At 68.3% G+C, this 15,509-nt stretch carries 19 protein-coding genes; 9 read left to right on the forward strand and 10 right to left on the reverse strand.

Annotated elements, in window-relative coordinates:
• Window positions 1-20 precede the first annotated feature (20 nt).
• Window positions 21-773: a uroporphyrinogen-III synthase gene (locus tag CXR42_RS10925; RefSeq protein WP_245875418.1), complete on the reverse strand. Its 753-nt coding sequence runs from the start codon at window positions 771-773 to the stop codon at window positions 21-23.
• A 23-nt stretch (window positions 774-796) separates the two neighbouring features.
• Between CXR42_RS10925 and tsaD the strand changes: the two genes are divergently transcribed.
• The 4 genes from tsaD to CXR42_RS10945 are packed head-to-tail and all read left to right on the forward strand — an operon-like array spanning window position 797 to window position 3,535.
• A complete protein-coding gene (gene tsaD / locus CXR42_RS10930; protein WP_103257561.1) occupies window positions 797-1,879 on the forward strand; it encodes a tRNA (adenosine(37)-N6)-threonylcarbamoyltransferase complex transferase subunit TsaD in 1,083 nt (360 codons plus the stop codon).
• Complete coding sequence (locus CXR42_RS10935) at window positions 1,876-2,844, forward strand: NAD(P)H-dependent glycerol-3-phosphate dehydrogenase (RefSeq protein ID WP_103257562.1); 969 nt, start codon at window positions 1,876-1,878, stop codon at window positions 2,842-2,844. The genes tsaD and CXR42_RS10935 overlap by 4 nt, the downstream gene beginning before the upstream one ends.
• A gap of 2 nt (window positions 2,845-2,846) precedes the next feature.
• Window positions 2,847-3,119 carry a YciI family protein gene (locus tag CXR42_RS10940; protein ID WP_103257760.1) on the forward strand — a complete coding sequence of 91 codons (273 nt, stop codon included), beginning with the start codon at window positions 2,847-2,849 and terminating at the stop codon, window positions 3,117-3,119.
• Entirely contained in the window at window positions 3,116-3,535 is a 420-nt protein-coding gene (locus CXR42_RS10945) for an EVE domain-containing protein (RefSeq protein WP_103257563.1), read from the forward strand. Before CXR42_RS10940 ends, CXR42_RS10945 begins: the two co-directional genes overlap by 4 nt.
• Window positions 3,536-3,538: 3 nt before the next feature.
• Here CXR42_RS10945 and CXR42_RS10950 read toward each other — a convergent pair whose 3' ends face one another.
• Together CXR42_RS10950 and CXR42_RS10955 are read right to left on the reverse strand one after the other, a co-directional pair.
• Window positions 3,539-3,760 carry a hypothetical protein gene (locus CXR42_RS10950; RefSeq protein ID WP_103257564.1) on the reverse strand — a complete coding sequence of 74 codons (222 nt, stop codon included), beginning with the start codon at window positions 3,758-3,760 and terminating at the stop codon, window positions 3,539-3,541.
• A gap of 70 nt (window positions 3,761-3,830) precedes the next feature.
• Window positions 3,831-4,127 carry a PRC-barrel domain-containing protein gene (locus CXR42_RS10955; RefSeq protein WP_103257565.1) on the reverse strand — a complete coding sequence of 99 codons (297 nt, stop codon included), beginning with the start codon at window positions 4,125-4,127 and terminating at the stop codon, window positions 3,831-3,833.
• Window positions 4,128-4,256: 129 nt separating this feature from the next.
• On the opposite strand from CXR42_RS10955, the gene CXR42_RS10960 reads away from it, so the two are divergent.
• Window positions 4,257-4,502 (forward strand): hypothetical protein, encoded by a 246-nt coding sequence (locus tag CXR42_RS10960; protein WP_103257566.1) that lies wholly within the window; start codon window positions 4,257-4,259, stop codon window positions 4,500-4,502.
• Here the strand turns inward: CXR42_RS10960 and CXR42_RS10965 are convergent.
• From CXR42_RS10965 to CXR42_RS10975, 4 genes are all read right to left on the reverse strand, one after another.
• Complete coding sequence (locus CXR42_RS10965) at window positions 4,499-4,681, reverse strand: DUF3008 family protein (RefSeq protein ID WP_103257567.1); 183 nt, start codon at window positions 4,679-4,681, stop codon at window positions 4,499-4,501. The two genes, CXR42_RS10960 and CXR42_RS10965, sit on opposite strands and share 4 nt — an antisense overlap.
• A 29-nt stretch (window positions 4,682-4,710) precedes the next feature.
• A complete protein-coding gene (locus CXR42_RS10970) occupies window positions 4,711-5,691 on the reverse strand; it encodes a TIGR03885 family FMN-dependent LLM class oxidoreductase (protein ID WP_103257568.1) in 981 nt (326 codons plus the stop codon).
• Window positions 5,688-5,861 carry a hypothetical protein gene (locus CXR42_RS19530; protein ID WP_180996031.1) on the reverse strand — a complete coding sequence of 58 codons (174 nt, stop codon included), beginning with the start codon at window positions 5,859-5,861 and terminating at the stop codon, window positions 5,688-5,690. The genes CXR42_RS10970 and CXR42_RS19530 overlap by 4 nt, the downstream gene beginning before the upstream one ends.
• 206 nt (window positions 5,862-6,067) lie before the next feature.
• Window positions 6,068-6,637 carry a DNA-3-methyladenine glycosylase gene (locus CXR42_RS10975; protein WP_281256738.1) on the reverse strand — a complete coding sequence of 190 codons (570 nt, stop codon included), beginning with the start codon at window positions 6,635-6,637 and terminating at the stop codon, window positions 6,068-6,070.
• Window positions 6,638-6,660: 23 nt separating this feature from the next.
• Here CXR42_RS10975 and CXR42_RS10980 point away from each other — a divergent pair, with 23 nt between their 5' ends.
• Complete coding sequence (locus CXR42_RS10980) at window positions 6,661-6,927, forward strand: hypothetical protein (RefSeq protein ID WP_245875419.1); 267 nt, start codon at window positions 6,661-6,663, stop codon at window positions 6,925-6,927.
• Here the strand turns inward: CXR42_RS10980 and CXR42_RS19535 are convergent.
• Entirely contained in the window at window positions 6,920-7,489 is a 570-nt protein-coding gene (locus tag CXR42_RS19535) for a response regulator (RefSeq protein ID WP_180996032.1), read from the reverse strand. The genes CXR42_RS10980 and CXR42_RS19535 overlap by 8 nt on opposite strands.
• Window positions 7,490-7,759: 270 nt before the next feature.
• Between CXR42_RS19535 and katE the strand changes: the two genes are divergently transcribed.
• Together katE and CXR42_RS10995 are read left to right on the forward strand one after the other, a co-directional pair.
• A complete protein-coding gene (katE, locus tag CXR42_RS10990; protein ID WP_103257570.1) occupies window positions 7,760-9,862 on the forward strand; it encodes a catalase in 2,103 nt (700 codons plus the stop codon).
• A gap of 66 nt (window positions 9,863-9,928) precedes the next feature.
• Window positions 9,929-11,749 (forward strand): alpha-amylase family glycosyl hydrolase, encoded by a 1,821-nt coding sequence (locus CXR42_RS10995; protein WP_103257571.1) that lies wholly within the window; start codon window positions 9,929-9,931, stop codon window positions 11,747-11,749.
• Here the strand turns inward: CXR42_RS10995 and CXR42_RS11000 are convergent.
• Together CXR42_RS11000 and CXR42_RS19540 are read right to left on the reverse strand one after the other, a co-directional pair.
• Entirely contained in the window at window positions 11,744-13,129 is a 1,386-nt protein-coding gene (locus CXR42_RS11000) for a PAS domain S-box protein (RefSeq protein WP_146038048.1), read from the reverse strand. The two genes, CXR42_RS10995 and CXR42_RS11000, sit on opposite strands and share 6 nt — an antisense overlap.
• 115 nt (window positions 13,130-13,244) lie before the next feature.
• Window positions 13,245-13,412, reverse strand: coding sequence for a hypothetical protein (locus tag CXR42_RS19540; protein WP_180996033.1), 168 nt, complete (start codon window positions 13,410-13,412; stop codon window positions 13,245-13,247).
• Window positions 13,413-13,585: 173 nt separating this feature from the next.
• Here CXR42_RS19540 and CXR42_RS11005 point away from each other — a divergent pair, with 173 nt between their 5' ends.
• Entirely contained in the window at window positions 13,586-15,499 is a 1,914-nt protein-coding gene (locus tag CXR42_RS11005) for a hypothetical protein (RefSeq protein ID WP_146038049.1), read from the forward strand.
• The last annotated feature ends 10 nt before the right edge of the window (window positions 15,500-15,509 follow it).

Raw genomic sequence — 15,509 nt, forward strand, 5'->3', positions numbered from 1 at the left:
AGCACTCACCGCCCGGGCGTTCAAGGCGGGGGGGCTGTGGCAATCAGGTTGCCCACCGCTTCCAGCATCGCATCGGCGTCCGGTCGCCGGGCCACGGTTGCCGCGCCCTGCGGCCAGACCTGAGCCGTCGCCGCGCTGATCGCGACGATGCGCAGGTCGGCCAGCGTCGGGCTTGGCAGTGCGGCCAGCAGCAAATCCGCGCTGCGGGGCGAGAAAAGCGGCACGATCACAACGCCGGGCCGTCGGAGGAGTTCCGCCGCCTGGGGCGACAGGGGCTGCGGCGACTGGCGGTAGACGATGGCGGACTGGGTCGGATGGCCGGCACGGGTCAACCGCTGTGCCACGTCGCCGCGCTGGTCCTCGCCGCGCAGGTGAAGAAGCGGGCCGGACGGCGGATCTGCCAGGATTGCGGCGATTAGGGATTCGGCATCGCCATCGGCGGCGCGGGTCTGAAAGCCTGCGGCTTGCGCCTCGCGCGCGGTGCGGGCGCCGACGCACCAGGCCAGGCGGGGCAGTCGGGCGCGCCAGGGCAAGGACGCCCTGACACCGTGCAGCGAAGTGAAGATGACCGCCGCAAAGGGGCCGGGGGGGGGCAGGTCGGGGGACAGATAGTCTGGCCGCATCAGGGGCGACAGGACGGGCCGCAGGCTGTCGCCGAAGCGGTCGTGCAGGGCGGTGGCAAAGGCGCGCGACTGGTCGTCGGGCCGCGTCAGCAGCACGGGCACCGGGTCTGGACTGGATTGTGTGGCCATGCCCAAGGTGTTACCTGCCATCCACCCCTGAAGCAACGGCGGCCATGGACCGGACCCTGACCCTCCTCGGTATCGAATCAAGCTGCGACGACACCGCGGCGGCGGTCGTGCGCGCCGGTGGGGGGGCCAAGATCCTGTCGTCGGTCGTGCTGGGACAGACGGCGTTGCATGCGGATTTCGGCGGCGTGGTCCCAGAGATTGCTGCCCGCGCCCATGCCGAGCGGCTGGACGGTGTGGTGGAAGAGGCGCTGGCGCAGGCCGGTCTTGGGTTGGCCGAGGTTGACGGGATCGCCGTGACTGCGGGGCCGGGGCTGATCGGCGGGGTTCTGTCGGGCGTGATGCTGGCACGGGGGCTGGCGGCGGCGACGGGCAAGCCCCTGGTCGCGGTGAACCACCTTGCGGGCCATGCGCTGACGCCCCGGCTGACCGACGGGATCGCCTTTCCCTACCTGATGCTGCTGGTGTCGGGCGGGCATTGCCAGTTCCTGGCGGTCGAGGGGGTGGACCGGTTCCGGCGTCTGGGCGGCACCATCGACGATGCCCCGGGCGAGGCGTTCGACAAGACGGCCAAGCTGCTGGCCCTGCCCCAGCCCGGCGGCCCGGCGGTCGAGGCCGAGGCGGCGTTGGGCGATGCGAAACGCTTTGCCTTTCCGCGTCCGCTCTTGGACCGCGAGGGCTGCGACATGTCCTTTTCGGGGCTGAAAACCGCGCTCTTGCGGGCCCGGGATGCACTGGTGGCGGAAAAGGGCGGGATCACCGTGCAGGACCGCCGCGACCTGTGCGCCGGGTTCCAGGCGGCGGTGGCGGATGTGCTGGCGATCAAGACCGCCCGCGCGCTGGAGTTGTGCGGGATGCGGCCCACGGCGCTGTGCGTGGCGGGGGGCGTGGCGGCGAACCAGATGATCCGCGCGCGGCTGGTTGCGGTGGCCGAGCGTGCCGGGGTGCCGTTCCTGGCGCCGCCGTTGCGGCTTTGCACCGACAATGCGGCGATGATCGCCTGGGCGGGGATCGAGCGGCTGCGGGCGGGGTTGGAGACGCCTCCCGATTTTGCCGCCCGGCCGCGCTGGCCGCTGGACGACCGGGCGCCGGCGCTGCTGGGATCGGGGAAGAAGGGGGCCAAGGCGTGATCGGGATCGTCGGAGCGGGCGCGTTCGGCACGGCGCTGGCGGTGGCGCTGGCCAGGGGCGGGCGCGAGGTCCGGCTTTGGGCGCGAGATCCGGCGCAGGTGCGCGCGATGCAGGACACGCGCCGGAACGAGGCCGCGCTGCCGGGGGTGGATTTGCCGGGGGCCGTGTCGGTCCACCAGGAGATTGCCGAGGTGGTCGGCGGTCAGGCGCTGCTGCTGGCGGTGCCGATGCAGGCTTTGGGTGCGCTCTTGGACCAATGGCCGCAGATCGACGCGCGCCAGCCGCTGGTCGCCTGCTGCAAGGGCGTGGACCTGACGACGCTGCGCGGGCCGGTGGCGGTGATCGAGGGCCGTCGGTCAGGCGCGCAGGCGGCGATCCTGACCGGGCCAAGCTTTGCCGCCGATATCGCCAAGGGCTTGCCCACCGCGCTGACCTTGGCAGCGACGGATGGGGCAGCGACGGATGGGGTGGCGTTGCAAGAGTTGCTCTCGACCCCGACGCTGCGGCTGTACCGGACCGGGGATGTCATCGGGGCGGAACTGGGGGGCGCGCTGAAGAACGTGGTGGCGATTGCCGCCGGCACGGTGATCGGCGCTGGGCTGGGCGACAGCGCCCGGGCGGCGCTGATGACGCGCGGCTATGCCGAGATGGTGCGGCTGGCCACCGCGCTGGGCGCGCGGGCCGAGACCTTGGCGGGCCTGTCGGGCTTTGGCGATCTGGTGCTGACCTGCACCTCGTCCCAGTCGCGGAACTTTCGCTTCGGTCACGCGCTGGGGCGGGCCGAGGGTTTTGATCCCCGCGTCACGGTCGAGGGCGTGGCCACCGCCCGCGCCGTGGTGGCGCTGGCGCAGGGCCTTGGGATCGACATGCCGGTGACCGCGATGGTCGATGCCCTTGCCAGCGGCCGGACCTCTTTGAAAGATGCCATCGGCCAGCTGATGAGCCGGCCCCTGAAACAGGAATGACCATGCGCTACGCCCTGATCTGTCTGGACAAACCCAACGCCCTGCAAACCCGCGTGGAAAACCGCGCCGCGCATCTGGAGTATATCCAGGCGACCGGCGTGGTCGAGCAGGCCGGCCCCTTCATCGACGCGGCGGGGCAGATGTGCGGCAGCCTTTTGATCCTGGGCGTCGGGTCCAAGGCCGAGGCCGAGGCCTGGGCGGCGAATGACCCCTATGCCAAGGCGGGGCTGTTCCAGTCGGTGATGATCCAGGAATGGAAGCGGGTGATCGGATGAGCTTCTGGTTGTTCAAGTCCGAGCCGGACGTCTGGGGCTGGGACCACCAGGTTGCCAAGGGCGACGAGGGCGAAGAGTGGCATGGCGTGCGCAACTATCAGGCGCGCAACAACATGCGGGCGATGCAGATTGGCGACCGGGGGTTCTTCTACCACTCGAACATCGGGAAAGAGATCGTCGGCATTGTGGAGGTCTGCCGCGAAAGCAGCCCCGACAGCACGACCGATGACCCGCGCTGGGACTGCGTCTGGATCAAGGCGGTAAAGCCCCTGAAACGGGCGATCAGCCTGGAAGAGGCCAAGGTGACCCCCGGGCTGGAGAAGATGGTGCTGGTGAACAACACCCGCCTTTCGGTCCAGCCGGTCAGCGCCGAGGAATGGGAGATCATCTGCCGGCTGGGCGAGGTAGAGCCCTAGGGCCTAGCCGCGAATCGGCGGGGTGATCTCGCCCGGGGGTGGGTTGATCGGGTCTTGCGCCGGGATCGGGCGGGGGTCTGGCATTGGGTCGGGAAAGCTGTCCGGCGGCGGATCGTCGCCGGGGACTGGCAGGTCGGGGCCGGGATCGGGCAGGTCCGGGTTCGGGGTGCCGGGCTGCGAGCCGGGTTGGATGTCGGGTTGATCGCCCGGGTCTTGGCGTCCCATCGGATGCTCCTGTCGCTGGGGTGAGGGGGGAACAACCGGCGCGGGCGCCGGTTGTTCCCGCCTTGCGGTCCTAGTCGTGGTGTTCCGGCAGGTCCTTCAACTGGTCCTTGGTCCAGGCGGTGACGCCATGCACCTGCCCGGACTGGTCGCGCATCATGTCGAGTTGGTCGAGCGCCAGTTGCACCCGTTTCGAGCCGATCCCCAGGAAACCGCCCACGTCGATCACCACCCGCATCGAAGCGGCGCTGTGGTGGACGTGGTCGATCGTACCCAGCTTGTTGTCGTCGTGGTCATAGACCGGCGCGCCGACCAGGATCTCGTCGGTCAGCTCGGCCGGGGTCAGCGGGACGTGGCTTGAGTGGTCCATTCTGTCCTCCTTTTTCAGCTTGGGAAACGCGGGCGGGACCGCGCCGGTTCCGGGGTCGGGCCGGGAACAACGGCGGCCAAGCGGAAGTTGACCGACACCGTTGATCCCCGCCGCAAGGGACCCCCGCCGATGAAACCGCAGCCCAGCCTTCCCCGCCTTTTGCGCTTTATGCTGAAGCACTTTGGCAATGGCGCGGTGTTGGGGCTGGTCCTGGGTGAGGGCCTGCTGTGGTGGGATGTGCTGGGCCTGCGCCAACTGGTCGTGCTGGCCGAGGCTGGCGCGTTCCTGACGGCGGCGTTCTTCGCCTATGCGGCGATGCTGTTCGGCACCGTCGCGATGTGCGTCGCTGTGATGAACCTGGGCGAGAGGGACTAGTCCTTCTTCTCGGGCAGGTTCTTGCGCTTGGTCGCGGCGAGATCCTCAAGCTCTTTTTCGGACATGCTGTCGACCATCTGGCGCGAGGCGCCTTTCAGGTCCTGCTTCTCGGCTTCGCCGCGTTTGGCGGCAAGGGCAGCGCCGGCGGCCTTTTGCTGGGCTTTGGACTTGGCGGGCATGTGGGTTCCTTTCGGATTAGTGGGTCGGGTCAGTGGGCGGCGGTGGCGGCGGGGTCGCGCAGCTGGGGCAGGACGCGGGCGCCGAAGGTGTCGATGAACGCCTCCTGGTTGCGGGTGACGCAATGCAGGTGGACCGTGTCGGCCAGGGCGGCCAGGGCGGCGATCCGGTCGCGGTGCCAGCCCAGGTCGGACGAGATGTCGATGCGTTTGCGCAGCGCCTGGGGCGTGACCAGTTGGGCGACCTGGTCGAAATCCGCGGGACGGCGCAGGTCCCAGGCGACCTCGCCGCCGACGATGGCGGGGGCCCATTGGTCCATCGCGCCGGCCAGCGCGGCGTCATCGGTTTCGTCCCAGGCCAATGCGTGCTGGATGTGGATTGGCTTGCCCTCACCCCCCGCGTTGCGGAAGGCGGTGACGACGCGGGCGACGGAGTCGAAGTCGCCGCCCACTGTCAGCAGGCCATCGGCCCAGCCCGCCACCAGCGCCGCCGTTTCCGGCGAGACCGCCGCGCCGAACAGCGGCACGGGGGTTGCGGGGCGCGAGTAGAGCCGGGCCTCGACCAGGGTGATGCGGCCGCGGTGGGTGACGGTTTCCCCGGCCAGAAGCGCGCGGATCAGCAGGGCACATTCCTGCAGCCGGGCGTTGCGTTCGGCCTTTTCGGGCCAGTGCTGGCCCAGGATCGCCTCGTTGATCGCCTCGCCGCTGCCAAGGGCCAGCCAGACGCGGCCGGGGAACATCTCGCCCAGGGTGGCGGCGGCCTGGGCGATGATCGCGGGGTGGTAGCGATAGCCGGGGGCCGAGATCAGGCCGATGGGAAAGCGCGTTGCTTGCAGGGCGGCCCCGATCCAGGACCAGGCAAAGCCGGACTGGCCTTGCCGCTCGCTCCACGGGTGGAAGTGGTCCGAGGATTTGGCGGCGGCAAAGCCTGCGGCCTCGGCCTGCTGCACCAGCCGGAGCAGATGCGACGGCGCGAACTGTTCATGCGAGGCGTGAAAGCCGATCCGGCTCATGCCTTGGGGTCCTTGGCCTTGGTGGTATCGGCAGGGGGAACGACCTTGGCGGGGTTTGCCACGTTGAACTCCTCGGGCCGATGGGGCGAGCCTTCGTGGTCGTCCTGGGCATTCTGGCGGTCCAAGGGCGGGGTGCGCTTTTCGGCGGCTGGCTTGGGTTCGTTGGGCATGGGCGCGGTCCTGATCGTTGCGCCGGGTCAACCGGAAGGCGCGCGGAAAGGTTCCCGCGGGAACATCGCGGCGGCGGGATGGTTGGGGTGTTGTGGCGGGGAGTGTCCGTCGCCGGAACCCGGAGGTTGCCATGAACGGTATCATCTATCTTGTCGGCCTGGTGGTCGTGGTCCTGGCCGTGCTGTCGTTCTTCGGCCTGAGCTGACTAGGGGAACGGCCGGCTAAGCCCCCGCGCGCCGGCCAGACCAAAGCGCCAGGGCAGGTCAGCGGCGCGGGTGATGCCGATGCGGGGGCCGGTCAGCAGGTCTGGTTCCTGACCGGCTGGTGTCAGGTGGAACTCGCCCCCGTCGAAGGGCTTGCCGCTGTCCAGCAGCGAAAGGCCAAGCGCCTGGCCGATCCGGCCGGGGCCGGCCGCAAGGAGCGGGCTGGTTTCCGGCAATCCGCGCCGCAGGGCCATGGTGGGGGTGCCAATCTCGGGGCACAGGGCGCGGATCAGGACAGCCTCGCCAGGGCGGCCGACGACGTTCAGGCACAGGTGCAGGCCGTAGGACAGGTAGACGTAGACCGTGCCGGGCGGGCCGAACATGGCGGCGTTGCGGGCGGTCCGGCCGCGAAAGCTGTGCGAGGCAGGGTCGTCGCGGCCATAGGCCTCGGTTTCCAGGATGGTGCCGCCGGTTCCGCGCACCACCAGGCGGGCGCCGACCAGGGCGCGGGCTAGGTCGGTGATGTCACGGTCGAAGGTCATGGAACTGTGGGTGGCGTGGTGGGTTGGGATGCAAAGGAACAGGGAGGCGGGCGATGAATACGGACACCGGACATATGGGGCAGGGCGCGTTGGAAGGGCGGCTGCTGGCGCATCGTCGCCTGCTGGCGCTGATCCTGCAATCGCTGCCCGACCCCCGGCGCGAGGCGCTGCACGACTGGCTGGTCGGCCGCTCTATCCTGCATGACGGGCAAGAGGACCCCGGCGCCGTCCCGACCGAGGCCAATGCGATCGCTCTGGCCGTGGCGGACGAATACCGGCTGCTGGCGGACATGCTGGGAAACAGCGGTCCGGTCAGTTGAACAGGTGATGCGCCCGGGCGGCCAGGGCCTTTTCCATCAACTGGTGCAGCCAGCCCGCCAGCGAGGTCACGCCAGAGAGGTCGGTTTCTTCCTGCAGGGCCAGAAGTAGCGTCGCCTCGACCAGGCGGTCGGCGGCCAGCGGGTCCGAGACCATGAGGCGGGCGGAAACGCGCAAACGGGGTAGCACCTCGTCCACCGTGGTGTCGTAGCGGTCCAGCGTCATCTCGGCCATGTCCACCGCCTCCAGCGCGGAGCAGGGTTTGCCCAGGCGGGGAACCTCGGCAAAGCGGGCGGGGATCTGGGCCATGTCGATGCCCGAGTAAAAGACAAACGGCACGCGGGCGCGCATCAGGTTGTCGGCCAGCCGAAACACCTGTTGTCCACGCAGGTTGACGTCCAGAACGGCCAGATCGGCGCCGAAGGCATGACATTCGGCCGCTTCCAGGGTTGGGAAGGGGCCAAGGATGTCGGCTTTGGCGCTGCGGAAATGGTCTGCGAGCATCCAGGCGCTGAGGTGATCGTCTTCAGCGATCAGAATTCGTTTGCCGACCAGTTGCCGCATGTGACCTGCCCATTCCTGACGGTGCCAGACACCCTGGCTAACGGTGCCCGGAGTGGCCGGGCCTTGTGTGCAAATATGTGGATGAAATGTGAGTCCCCGCAACCCATTGGCGGAAAAACTGCCGATTTCTTGGGATTTCGGCAGAAGTTGGCCGATTGCCGGGCGTCAGCGCAGACCGTCCTGCGCGCAAGGTGCCGCGAAATTCGGCATCGGGAACAATAGACCGCCGGCCCGGGTTTGAACAGACTCACCCCGTTGCCAGGAGTCGACATGCCCAAGCCCCCCACCCCCACCGATGCGCCCTCCACGCTCCACGATCTGACCGTCCAGCGCGGTGCGGGGGGCGAGTTGCACCAGCGCGCCGAGGCTGGACAGCCGGTGCTGACCACCGCCCAGGGCGGGCCGGTGGCGGACGACCAGAACCAGCTGAAGGTGGGCGCGCGCGGCCCGGTGCTGATGGAGGACTTTCATTTTCGCGAGAAGCTGTTCCATTTCGACCACGAGCGCATCCCCGAGCGCGTGGTCCACGCCCGCGGCTATGGCGCACACGGCTATTTCGAGACCTACGAGTCGCTGGCCCAGTACACCCGCGCCGACATCTTTCAGCGGGCAGGCGAGGTCACACCGGCCTTCGTGCGCTTTTCCACCGTGGCGGGGTCCAAGGGCAGTTTCGACCTGGCCCGCGACGTGCGCGGCTTTGCCGTCAAGCTGTACACGCAAGAGGGCAACTGGGACCTGGTCGGGAACAACATCCCGGTGTTCTTCATCCAGGACGCGATCAAGTTTCCCGACGTGATCCATTCGGTGAAGCCCGAACCCGACCGCGCCTTTCCGCAGGCGCAATCGGCGCATGACACGTTCTGGGACTTCATCTCGCTCACCCCGGAATCGATGCATATGGTCATGTGGGTGATGTCCGACCGGGCGATCCCGCGGTCGTTCCGGTTCATGGAGGGGTTCGGCGTCCATACCTTCCGCCTTCTGGACGCGCAGGACCGGTCCACCTTCGTCAAGTTCCATTGGAAGCCCAAGCTGGGGATGCAGTCGGTGCTTTGGAACGAGGCGATGAAGATCAACGGCGCGGACCCGGACTTTCACCGCCGCGACCTTTGGAATGCGATTCAGGCGGGAGACTTCCCGGAATGGGAGCTGTGCCTGCAACTGTTCGACCAGGACTTTGCCGACAGCTTTGACTTCGACGTGCTGGACCCGACCAAGATCATCCCCGAGGAAATCCTGCCCGCCGTGCCCGTGGGGCGGCTGGTGCTGGACCGGATGCCCGAGAACTTTTTCGTCGACACGGAACAGGTCGCCTTCATGACCCAGAACGTGCCGCCGGGGATCGATTTCTCGGACGACCCGCTGCTGCAGGGACGGAACTTTTCCTATCTGGACACGCAGCTGAAACGGCTGGGCAGCCCGAATTTCACCCATCTGCCGATCAACGCGCCGAAATGCCCCTTCGCCAATTTCCAGCAGGACGGGCATATGGCGATGCACAATCCGAAGGGCCGCGCCATCTATCAGCCAAACTCGTTCGGCATCGGCCCGCGCGAGGACCCCGAGCGCGGGTTCCGGTCCTATGGCGCGCAAGAGGTGGGCACGAAGGCGCGGCTGCGGCCGGAAAGCTTTGCCGACCACTACAGCCAGGCGCGGATGTTCTTTCACAGCCAGACCGCGGTGGAACAGCGCCACATCGTCAACGCGCTGGGCTTCGAGTTGGGCAAATGCGAGGTGCCGGCAATCCGGCTGCGGATGCTGGCGCATCTGCGCACCATCGACGAGACGCTGGCCGCCGGCGTGGCCGACCGTCTGGGCGTGACCGAGTTGCCGGAGCCGGCGACCCCGGCGGTGCCGGTGCGGGAGGTGGCGCCCTCACCCGCCCTGTCGATCCTGGAAAATCCGCCCGCCAGTTTCGCCGGGCGCAAGGTTGGGGTGCTGGTGGCCAACGGCTTTGACGCGGCACTGTTGGCCGAACTGAACGCCGCCCTGCAGGCCGAAGGGGCGATGGTGGAACTGATCGCCCCAACGGTGGGGGGCGCCACCTCTAGTGACGGAACCAAGGTCCCGGCGCATCACGCGGTGGAGGGCGCGCCTTCGGTCCTGTTCGATGCGGTTTGCCTGCTGATGCCGCAGGCGGGGGCCGAGGCTTTGTGCCGCGAAGTACCGGCGCTGGATTTCGTGAAGGACGCTTTCGTGCATTGCAAGGTGATCGGCTTCTCGGAAGGCGCGGTGCCACTGCTGACGGCGGCGGGCGTTCTGCCGGACGCGGACGAGGGGATGGTAGGGCTTCGGGAAGGGGCGTCGGATACCTTCGTCGCGCTGTGCCGCCGCTTGCGGATCTGGGGTCGCGAATTGGGCGCTGGCCTTTGACCGCAGGGAACAATCGTCCTGCCCGCGCATTGACAATGGCAAGGTCAGCACGGGGGCAGAAGGATCATGGACGACCGTTCAGGGGGCGATTGGACCGGGGCGCAGGTGCATCTGTTGGCGCGAACCGCAGGGGCAGAGTTCTGGGGTGTGCGACCAACCGGGCCGAACGAATGGAGTTTTGCGCTTTGGGCCCCGTCCTGTCCCGAAATCATGCTGGAGCTGGAGGGCGCGACCCTGCCGATGCAGCGGGGTGAGGATGGCGTCCATCGGCTGCGGGCGCGGGCACCCGAGGGGGCGGTCTATCGGTTCCGCGCCGGCGATCTGCGCTTTGCCGATCCTGCGTCGGTCCACCAATGGGGCGGGGTCGAGGGTCATTCCGTGCTGCGCGACCTGCGGCGGCTGGCGGATCGGTCCGCGCGACGTGTTCCAACGCCATTTGCGCGTCAGGTCATTGCCGAGGTTCATGTCGGTAGCTTCACCCCCGCCGGCACCTTCGCCGCCGCTGCCCGTGCGCCCGAGTTGCGCCGGTTGGCCGACCTGGGCGTCACCGCGATCGAGCTGATGCCGCTGGGCCAGTTCCCCGGCACGCGCGGCTGGGGCTATGACAGCGTGCTGCCCTATGCGCCGCAGGACAGCTATGGCGGCCCCGAGGATCTGGCCGGGCTGATCGACACCGCGCATGGCTTGGGTCTGTCGGTCTATCTGGACGTCGTGTTCAACCATTTCGGCCCGAAGGGGAATGTGCTGAGCAAGATCTGCCCCGAATTCTTTCGCGACGAGGAAAACGATTGGGGCCAGAAGATCGACTACACGCGCCCCGCGGTGCGCGCCTTCTTTCTGGACTGCGCACGGCACTGGCTGCGGGACTATCACTTTGACGGACTGCGCTTCGACGCGATCCACGAGATGGAGGATTTGTCCGCGCCACCCATCGAGGAAGAGCTGCCGCGGACGTTGCGGGCCGAATTCCCCCACGTGCATCTGGTGGCCGAGGATTGCCGGAACGGCACCGCGCTGTATGAGCCGGCGCAAGGGTTGTACGATGCCAACTGGGACGACGACTATCACCACGCGCTGCATGTCCTGCTGACGGGTGAAAGCTTTGGCTATTACGCTGACTACACCCCGCAGCCGTTGCAGGATCTGGCGTTGGCCCTGCGTGATGGGCAGGCGATGCAGGGCCAGGTCCGCCCGGACGGCTGCACCGCCAAGGGACAACCGTCGGCCCATCTGCCCGCCAGTGCCTTCGTGAACTTCAACCTGAACCACGACCATGCCGGCAACCGGCCCCGGGGCGAGCGGCTGGTCAGCCTTGTGGGATCTGCGCGCGCGCAGGTGGCGCACGCGCTGTTGCTGACCGCGCCCTATGTGCCACTTCTGTTCATGGGCGAGGAATGTGGCTCTCGCGCGCCGTTTCCGTGGTTCGGCGACTATGGCGGCAGCGCGGCGCAGAAGATGCTGGAGGGGAGGCGCGAGCAGTTCGGCGATCTGCCGGGCGGTGGACGCGACATGCTGGACCCGTTCGATCCGGCGACGGCCGGGCTGGCCCATCCCTATGCCGAGGCTGCGCCCGACCAGGACAGTTGGCTGAACCTGACGCAGCACCTGCTGGACCTGCGGCGGCGGGTCTTGCTGCCGTTGTTCGATTCGGGTCGGGCTGCCGCGACGCGGGTGGCGGTGATCGGCCCGCAGGCCCTGACCGTCGACTGGGTCTTTCACGCCGGTTGCCTGCGCGCGGTCGCCGGGTTCGGGGGCGCCGGGTTCGGGGCCGCCGGGACGAAGCCGGCAACGGCGGGCCCGGCCGGTGCTTCGCAGCCCCTGTGCCAGATCGGGGATGGGGATGGCCCCTGGTTCAGGCTGTGGCTGACCGAGGCCGCGCCGTCATAGCACCTGTTCCCGCACGGCGGCCATCGGTGCGGTGATGTCGCATTCCGCGCCATCTGGCTGCAGACGCAGGTCGACCTCGCCCTGCAATTCCGCCGCCAGCACGTCCAGGATGAGGACCGAGCCAAAGCCCTTGTGCTGTGTTCGGGCAACCGGTGGGCCGCCGCTTTCGCGCCAGTGCAGGACGAAGGTCTCGACCGGGGTTGCGTTCACGCTCCAGGTCACACGCACCTGACCGTCCGGCAGCGACAGCGCGCCGTATTTCAGCGCGTTCGTCGCCAGTTCGTGCAGGCCCAGGGTCAGAGCGACCGCCGCGCGCGACGAGAAACGCAGGTTGGGTCCGTCCTGGGTGATCTGGCCTTGCGGGAAGGGTGACAAAACGGCGGCGACCACGGCCTGAAGGTCCACCCCCTCGCTGGTGTCGCGGGTGATCAGGTCCTGCGCCCGGCCCAGGGCCAGGATGCGCTTTTCAAACGACTCATAGGCCGCGGTCCGCTCGCTGCCCAGCGTCTGGCGGGCAATGGCCTGGACGGTGGACAGGATGTTCTTCACGCGATGCTTCATCTCGCCGACCAGCAGGCGATGCAGACGCTCCACGTCGTGGCTGGCGGTGCCGTCGCGGGCGATATGGGCTGCGCCGATGATCTGGCCCTGGGGGTCAAGGACCGGCGATACCGCCAGCGACACATGCACGACGCTGCCATCCTTGCGCCAGCGGACCACGTTGCGCGAGGGTTGCCGCTGCCCGCGCAGCACAAGGTCAAGCGCGGTGCGATCCTCGTCGGGGCGGCGGGAAAGCATCCAGACGGGCTGGCCCAGCACCTCGTCGGCGTCGTAGCCATACAGCCGCCGCGCCCCACCGTTCCAGCTGACGATGCGCAGATCCCGGTCCACCGACAGGATCGCATCATCGGCCGAGGCCACGATGGCGGCAAAGCGGCCGGGATCGTCCAGCCCGTCAGACGCGGGGGAAGGGGTCATTATGATCAGGATCCCGCGCAGCAGGTCGTCGGGACAGCGCAGGGGCACGGCCAAGACATCGTGCGGCGATCCGCCCAACAGCAGGGCACGCGCCCCACGCTGAGTGGGATCGGTTTGCACGGCCTGCACCAGCGACTGCAACGCCTGCAACTGGGGCATGTCACGCAGCCGCAGCCGCCCAAGGTCGCGGTGCGAGGCGCCGTCCACCAGACGCTTCCAGGCCGCATTCCATAAAAGGACATGCTCGGGTCCGGCAAGCAGCAGCATCGGCGCATCGCTGGCCAGAATGGTGCTGAAGGCCGCCGCAAGGCAGGGCGGCCACTCCTCTCGGGGTCCAAGCGCCGTTGTCGACCAATCCACGTCCGGGATCAGCCGCCGTACCCCCACATCTGTCGCCGTCACGCCCGCCCCCGAAAAATCGTGCTAATGCCGGGCGCCAGCCATCAACAGAAAGCGCCCCCATCGGGTGTCAACCGGCAGATCACGAAATTGTTCCCGGAAATCGTGCGGGGGGCAGTTATTCGCCCTTGGCCGACCGGGCGCGGGCCAGTGCCTCTTGCAGTTGCAGGCTAAGTTCGCGGAGGCGGTCACTGACCGGCTGCTGGCGGATTTCGTCGACCAGTTGCTGCAGCGTGGCCGACATCTCGCCATCCAGAACACCCAGCGGGCCCTTGCCGTCTTCCATCTTCACTCCCCCGCAAGGTGGGAGGACCGCAGTTTCTGACCCTCCAGTTTATCGATACGCGGCTTCACGCCGAATGGATCACCTGAGCCGGTCAGTTTCCGGTGCCGGGGCATTCCTCGGGGAACAATGCCCCGCGCGGCACGGTTCAACTGCCTCCAAGAGGGAGGAACCGCATGGCCCGCACGACCACATCCAGTCCACAATCCTCCACCCCGTCGGACGGCGAAACGGGGGATAAATCCACCACGACCGAGAGCAAATCCCAGGGACGCGCCGACCAGGGCAAGGCGCAAGGCATGCCTGCCGGTGGCAGCGAAGGCTCGCAGTCCCAGGGCGGCCAGCCGCAGGATCCGCTGCGCCTTTTGCGCAGCCAGCGCGAGACGGTGCGCCAGCTTCTGGACCGCGGGGTCCAGGCTGAAGCGCAGTCCACCACCCGTCTGGCGGAAGCCTGGGAATTGCTGACCCGGATGCAGGGCCGCATCGACGACACCGTCTTTGCGCTGGGCGAAGCGGGCGGCGGGCAGGGGCAGACCTCGGAGCGCAGCCTCGCCGAAGGCGCGTTGCAGATGGATTGTGTCGCTCTCCTGTTGCGCCCGTCGCCGTCGATGGGCCGAGAGATCGAACGTGCCCGGCTTGGCCTGGCATCGCGTTGGGCGAAGGAACTTTTCCAGCGCGCCGAGGCGGTCGAAGGGCCGTTTCTGGCGAAGGCCAGGGCCGAGGGCATCAAGCCGGACAGCCTGGGACGGCAGTTGGCTGCCTGCAAGACCGCGTGGGAGGCAAACCCCCACGCTCGACAGCCGCGCTTGCGGCATTTCATGGCAATCGAGGAGGATAGAATGCCAAGAAACTCAAACACCCCCGAACGTGACGACCGTGGTCGGTTCATGAGTGACGATGAGCGTGGCGGCGGTGGCAGCCGTGGCCGCAGCTCTGGCTCTGGCTCTGGCCGTTATGACTATGATGACCGGGGCGGCAGCTCCAGCCGGGGTCGCAGCTCCAGCCGGTACGAGGACGATGACCGGCGGTCGTCGCGCGGCCGCAATGACGACGACGACCGGGGTTGGTTCGGAGACAGCCAGGGCCACGCCGAAGCGGCCCGCCTGGGCTGGGAACGCCGCAGGGCTTATGACGACCGCGACGGTGGCCGCAGCTCGCGCAGCGGGAGCGGCCGTGGCTCGGACGACCGTGAGCGTGATGAGTATGGCCGGTTCATGAGTGACGACGACCGCCGAGGTTCGTCGCGCGGCGGTAGCAGCCGGGGTGGGCGTAACGGCTCGGACGACCGGGAGTTGGACGAATACGGCCGGTTCATGAGTGACGACGACGACCGCCGGGGTTCTTCGCGCGGCGGTAGCAGCGCCCGTGGCCGTGGCTCGGACGACCGTGAGCGGGACGAGTATGGGCGGTTCATGAGTGACGACGACGACCGCCGGGGTTCTTCGCGCGGCGGTGGCAGCGCCCGTGGCCGTGGCTCGGACGACCGTGAACGGGATGAATATGGCCGCTTCGTCAGTGACGACGACGACCGCCGGGGTTCTTCGCGCGGCGGTAGCAGCGCCCGTGGCCGTGGCTCGGACGACCGTGAGCGGGATGAATATGGCCGCTTCGTCAGTGACGACGACGACCGCCGGGGTTCTTCGCGCGGCGGCAGCAGCGCCCGTGGCCGTGGCTCGGACGACCGTGAACGGGATGAATATGGCCGCTTCGTCAGTGACGACGACGACCGTCGCGGCTCGTCGCGCGGCGGCAGCAGCGCCCGGGGCCGTGGCTCGGACGACCGTGAACGGGATGAATATGGCCGCTTCGTCAGTGACGACGACGACCGCCGGGGTTCTTCGCGCGGCGGCAGCAGCGCCCGGGGCCGTGGCTCGGACGACCGTGAACGGGATGAATATGGCCGCTTCGTCAGTGACGACGACGACCGCCGGGGTTCGTCGCGCGGCGGTGGCGGTGGTCGGGGCGATGACCGCAACCAGGGTGGCTGGTTCGGTGACCGCGAAGGTCATGCCGAAGCGGCCCGCCGTGGCTGGGAACGTCGCGACGACGACGACCGGCGCGGCAGCTCGCGATCGTCGTCGCGCCGCTAAGGCGATCAAC

The sequence above is a fragment of the Tabrizicola aquatica genome, assembly GCF_002900975.1.
In the GTDB taxonomy this organism is placed as follows: Bacteria; Pseudomonadota; Alphaproteobacteria; order Rhodobacterales; family Rhodobacteraceae; genus Tabrizicola; species Tabrizicola aquatica.

Excerpts from the sequence above, each read along its gene's own strand:
- CXR42_RS10925 (WP_245875418.1), bottom strand. The coding sequence starts at position 773 with ATGGCAGGTAACACCTTGGGCATGGCCACACAATCCAGTCCAGACCCG.
- tsaD (WP_103257561.1), top strand. The coding sequence starts at position 797 with ATGGACCGGACCCTGACCCTCCTCGGTATCGAATCAAGCTGCGACGAC.
- CXR42_RS10940 (WP_103257760.1), top strand. The coding sequence starts at position 2,847 with ATGCGCTACGCCCTGATCTGTCTGGACAAACCCAACGCCCTGCAAACC.
- CXR42_RS10945 (WP_103257563.1), top strand. The coding sequence starts at position 3,116 with ATGAGCTTCTGGTTGTTCAAGTCCGAGCCGGACGTCTGGGGCTGGGAC.
- CXR42_RS10950 (WP_103257564.1), bottom strand. The coding sequence starts at position 3,760 with ATGGGACGCCAAGACCCGGGCGATCAACCCGACATCCAACCCGGCTCG.
- CXR42_RS10955 (WP_103257565.1), bottom strand. The coding sequence starts at position 4,127 with ATGGACCACTCAAGCCACGTCCCGCTGACCCCGGCCGAGCTGACCGAC.
- CXR42_RS10960 (WP_103257566.1), top strand. The coding sequence starts at position 4,257 with ATGAAACCGCAGCCCAGCCTTCCCCGCCTTTTGCGCTTTATGCTGAAG.
- CXR42_RS10965 (WP_103257567.1), bottom strand. The coding sequence starts at position 4,681 with ATGCCCGCCAAGTCCAAAGCCCAGCAAAAGGCCGCCGGCGCTGCCCTT.
- CXR42_RS10970 (WP_103257568.1), bottom strand. The coding sequence starts at position 5,691 with ATGAGCCGGATCGGCTTTCACGCCTCGCATGAACAGTTCGCGCCGTCG.
- CXR42_RS19530 (WP_180996031.1), bottom strand. The coding sequence starts at position 5,861 with ATGCCCAACGAACCCAAGCCAGCCGCCGAAAAGCGCACCCCGCCCTTG.
- CXR42_RS10980 (WP_245875419.1), top strand. The coding sequence starts at position 6,661 with ATGAATACGGACACCGGACATATGGGGCAGGGCGCGTTGGAAGGGCGG.
- CXR42_RS19535 (WP_180996032.1), bottom strand. The coding sequence starts at position 7,489 with ATGCGGCAACTGGTCGGCAAACGAATTCTGATCGCTGAAGACGATCAC.
- katE (WP_103257570.1), top strand. The coding sequence starts at position 7,760 with ATGCCCAAGCCCCCCACCCCCACCGATGCGCCCTCCACGCTCCACGAT.
- CXR42_RS10995 (WP_103257571.1), top strand. The coding sequence starts at position 9,929 with ATGGACGACCGTTCAGGGGGCGATTGGACCGGGGCGCAGGTGCATCTG.
- CXR42_RS19540 (WP_180996033.1), bottom strand. The coding sequence starts at position 13,412 with ATGGAAGACGGCAAGGGCCCGCTGGGTGTTCTGGATGGCGAGATGTCG.
- CXR42_RS11005 (WP_146038049.1), top strand. The coding sequence starts at position 13,586 with ATGGCCCGCACGACCACATCCAGTCCACAATCCTCCACCCCGTCGGAC.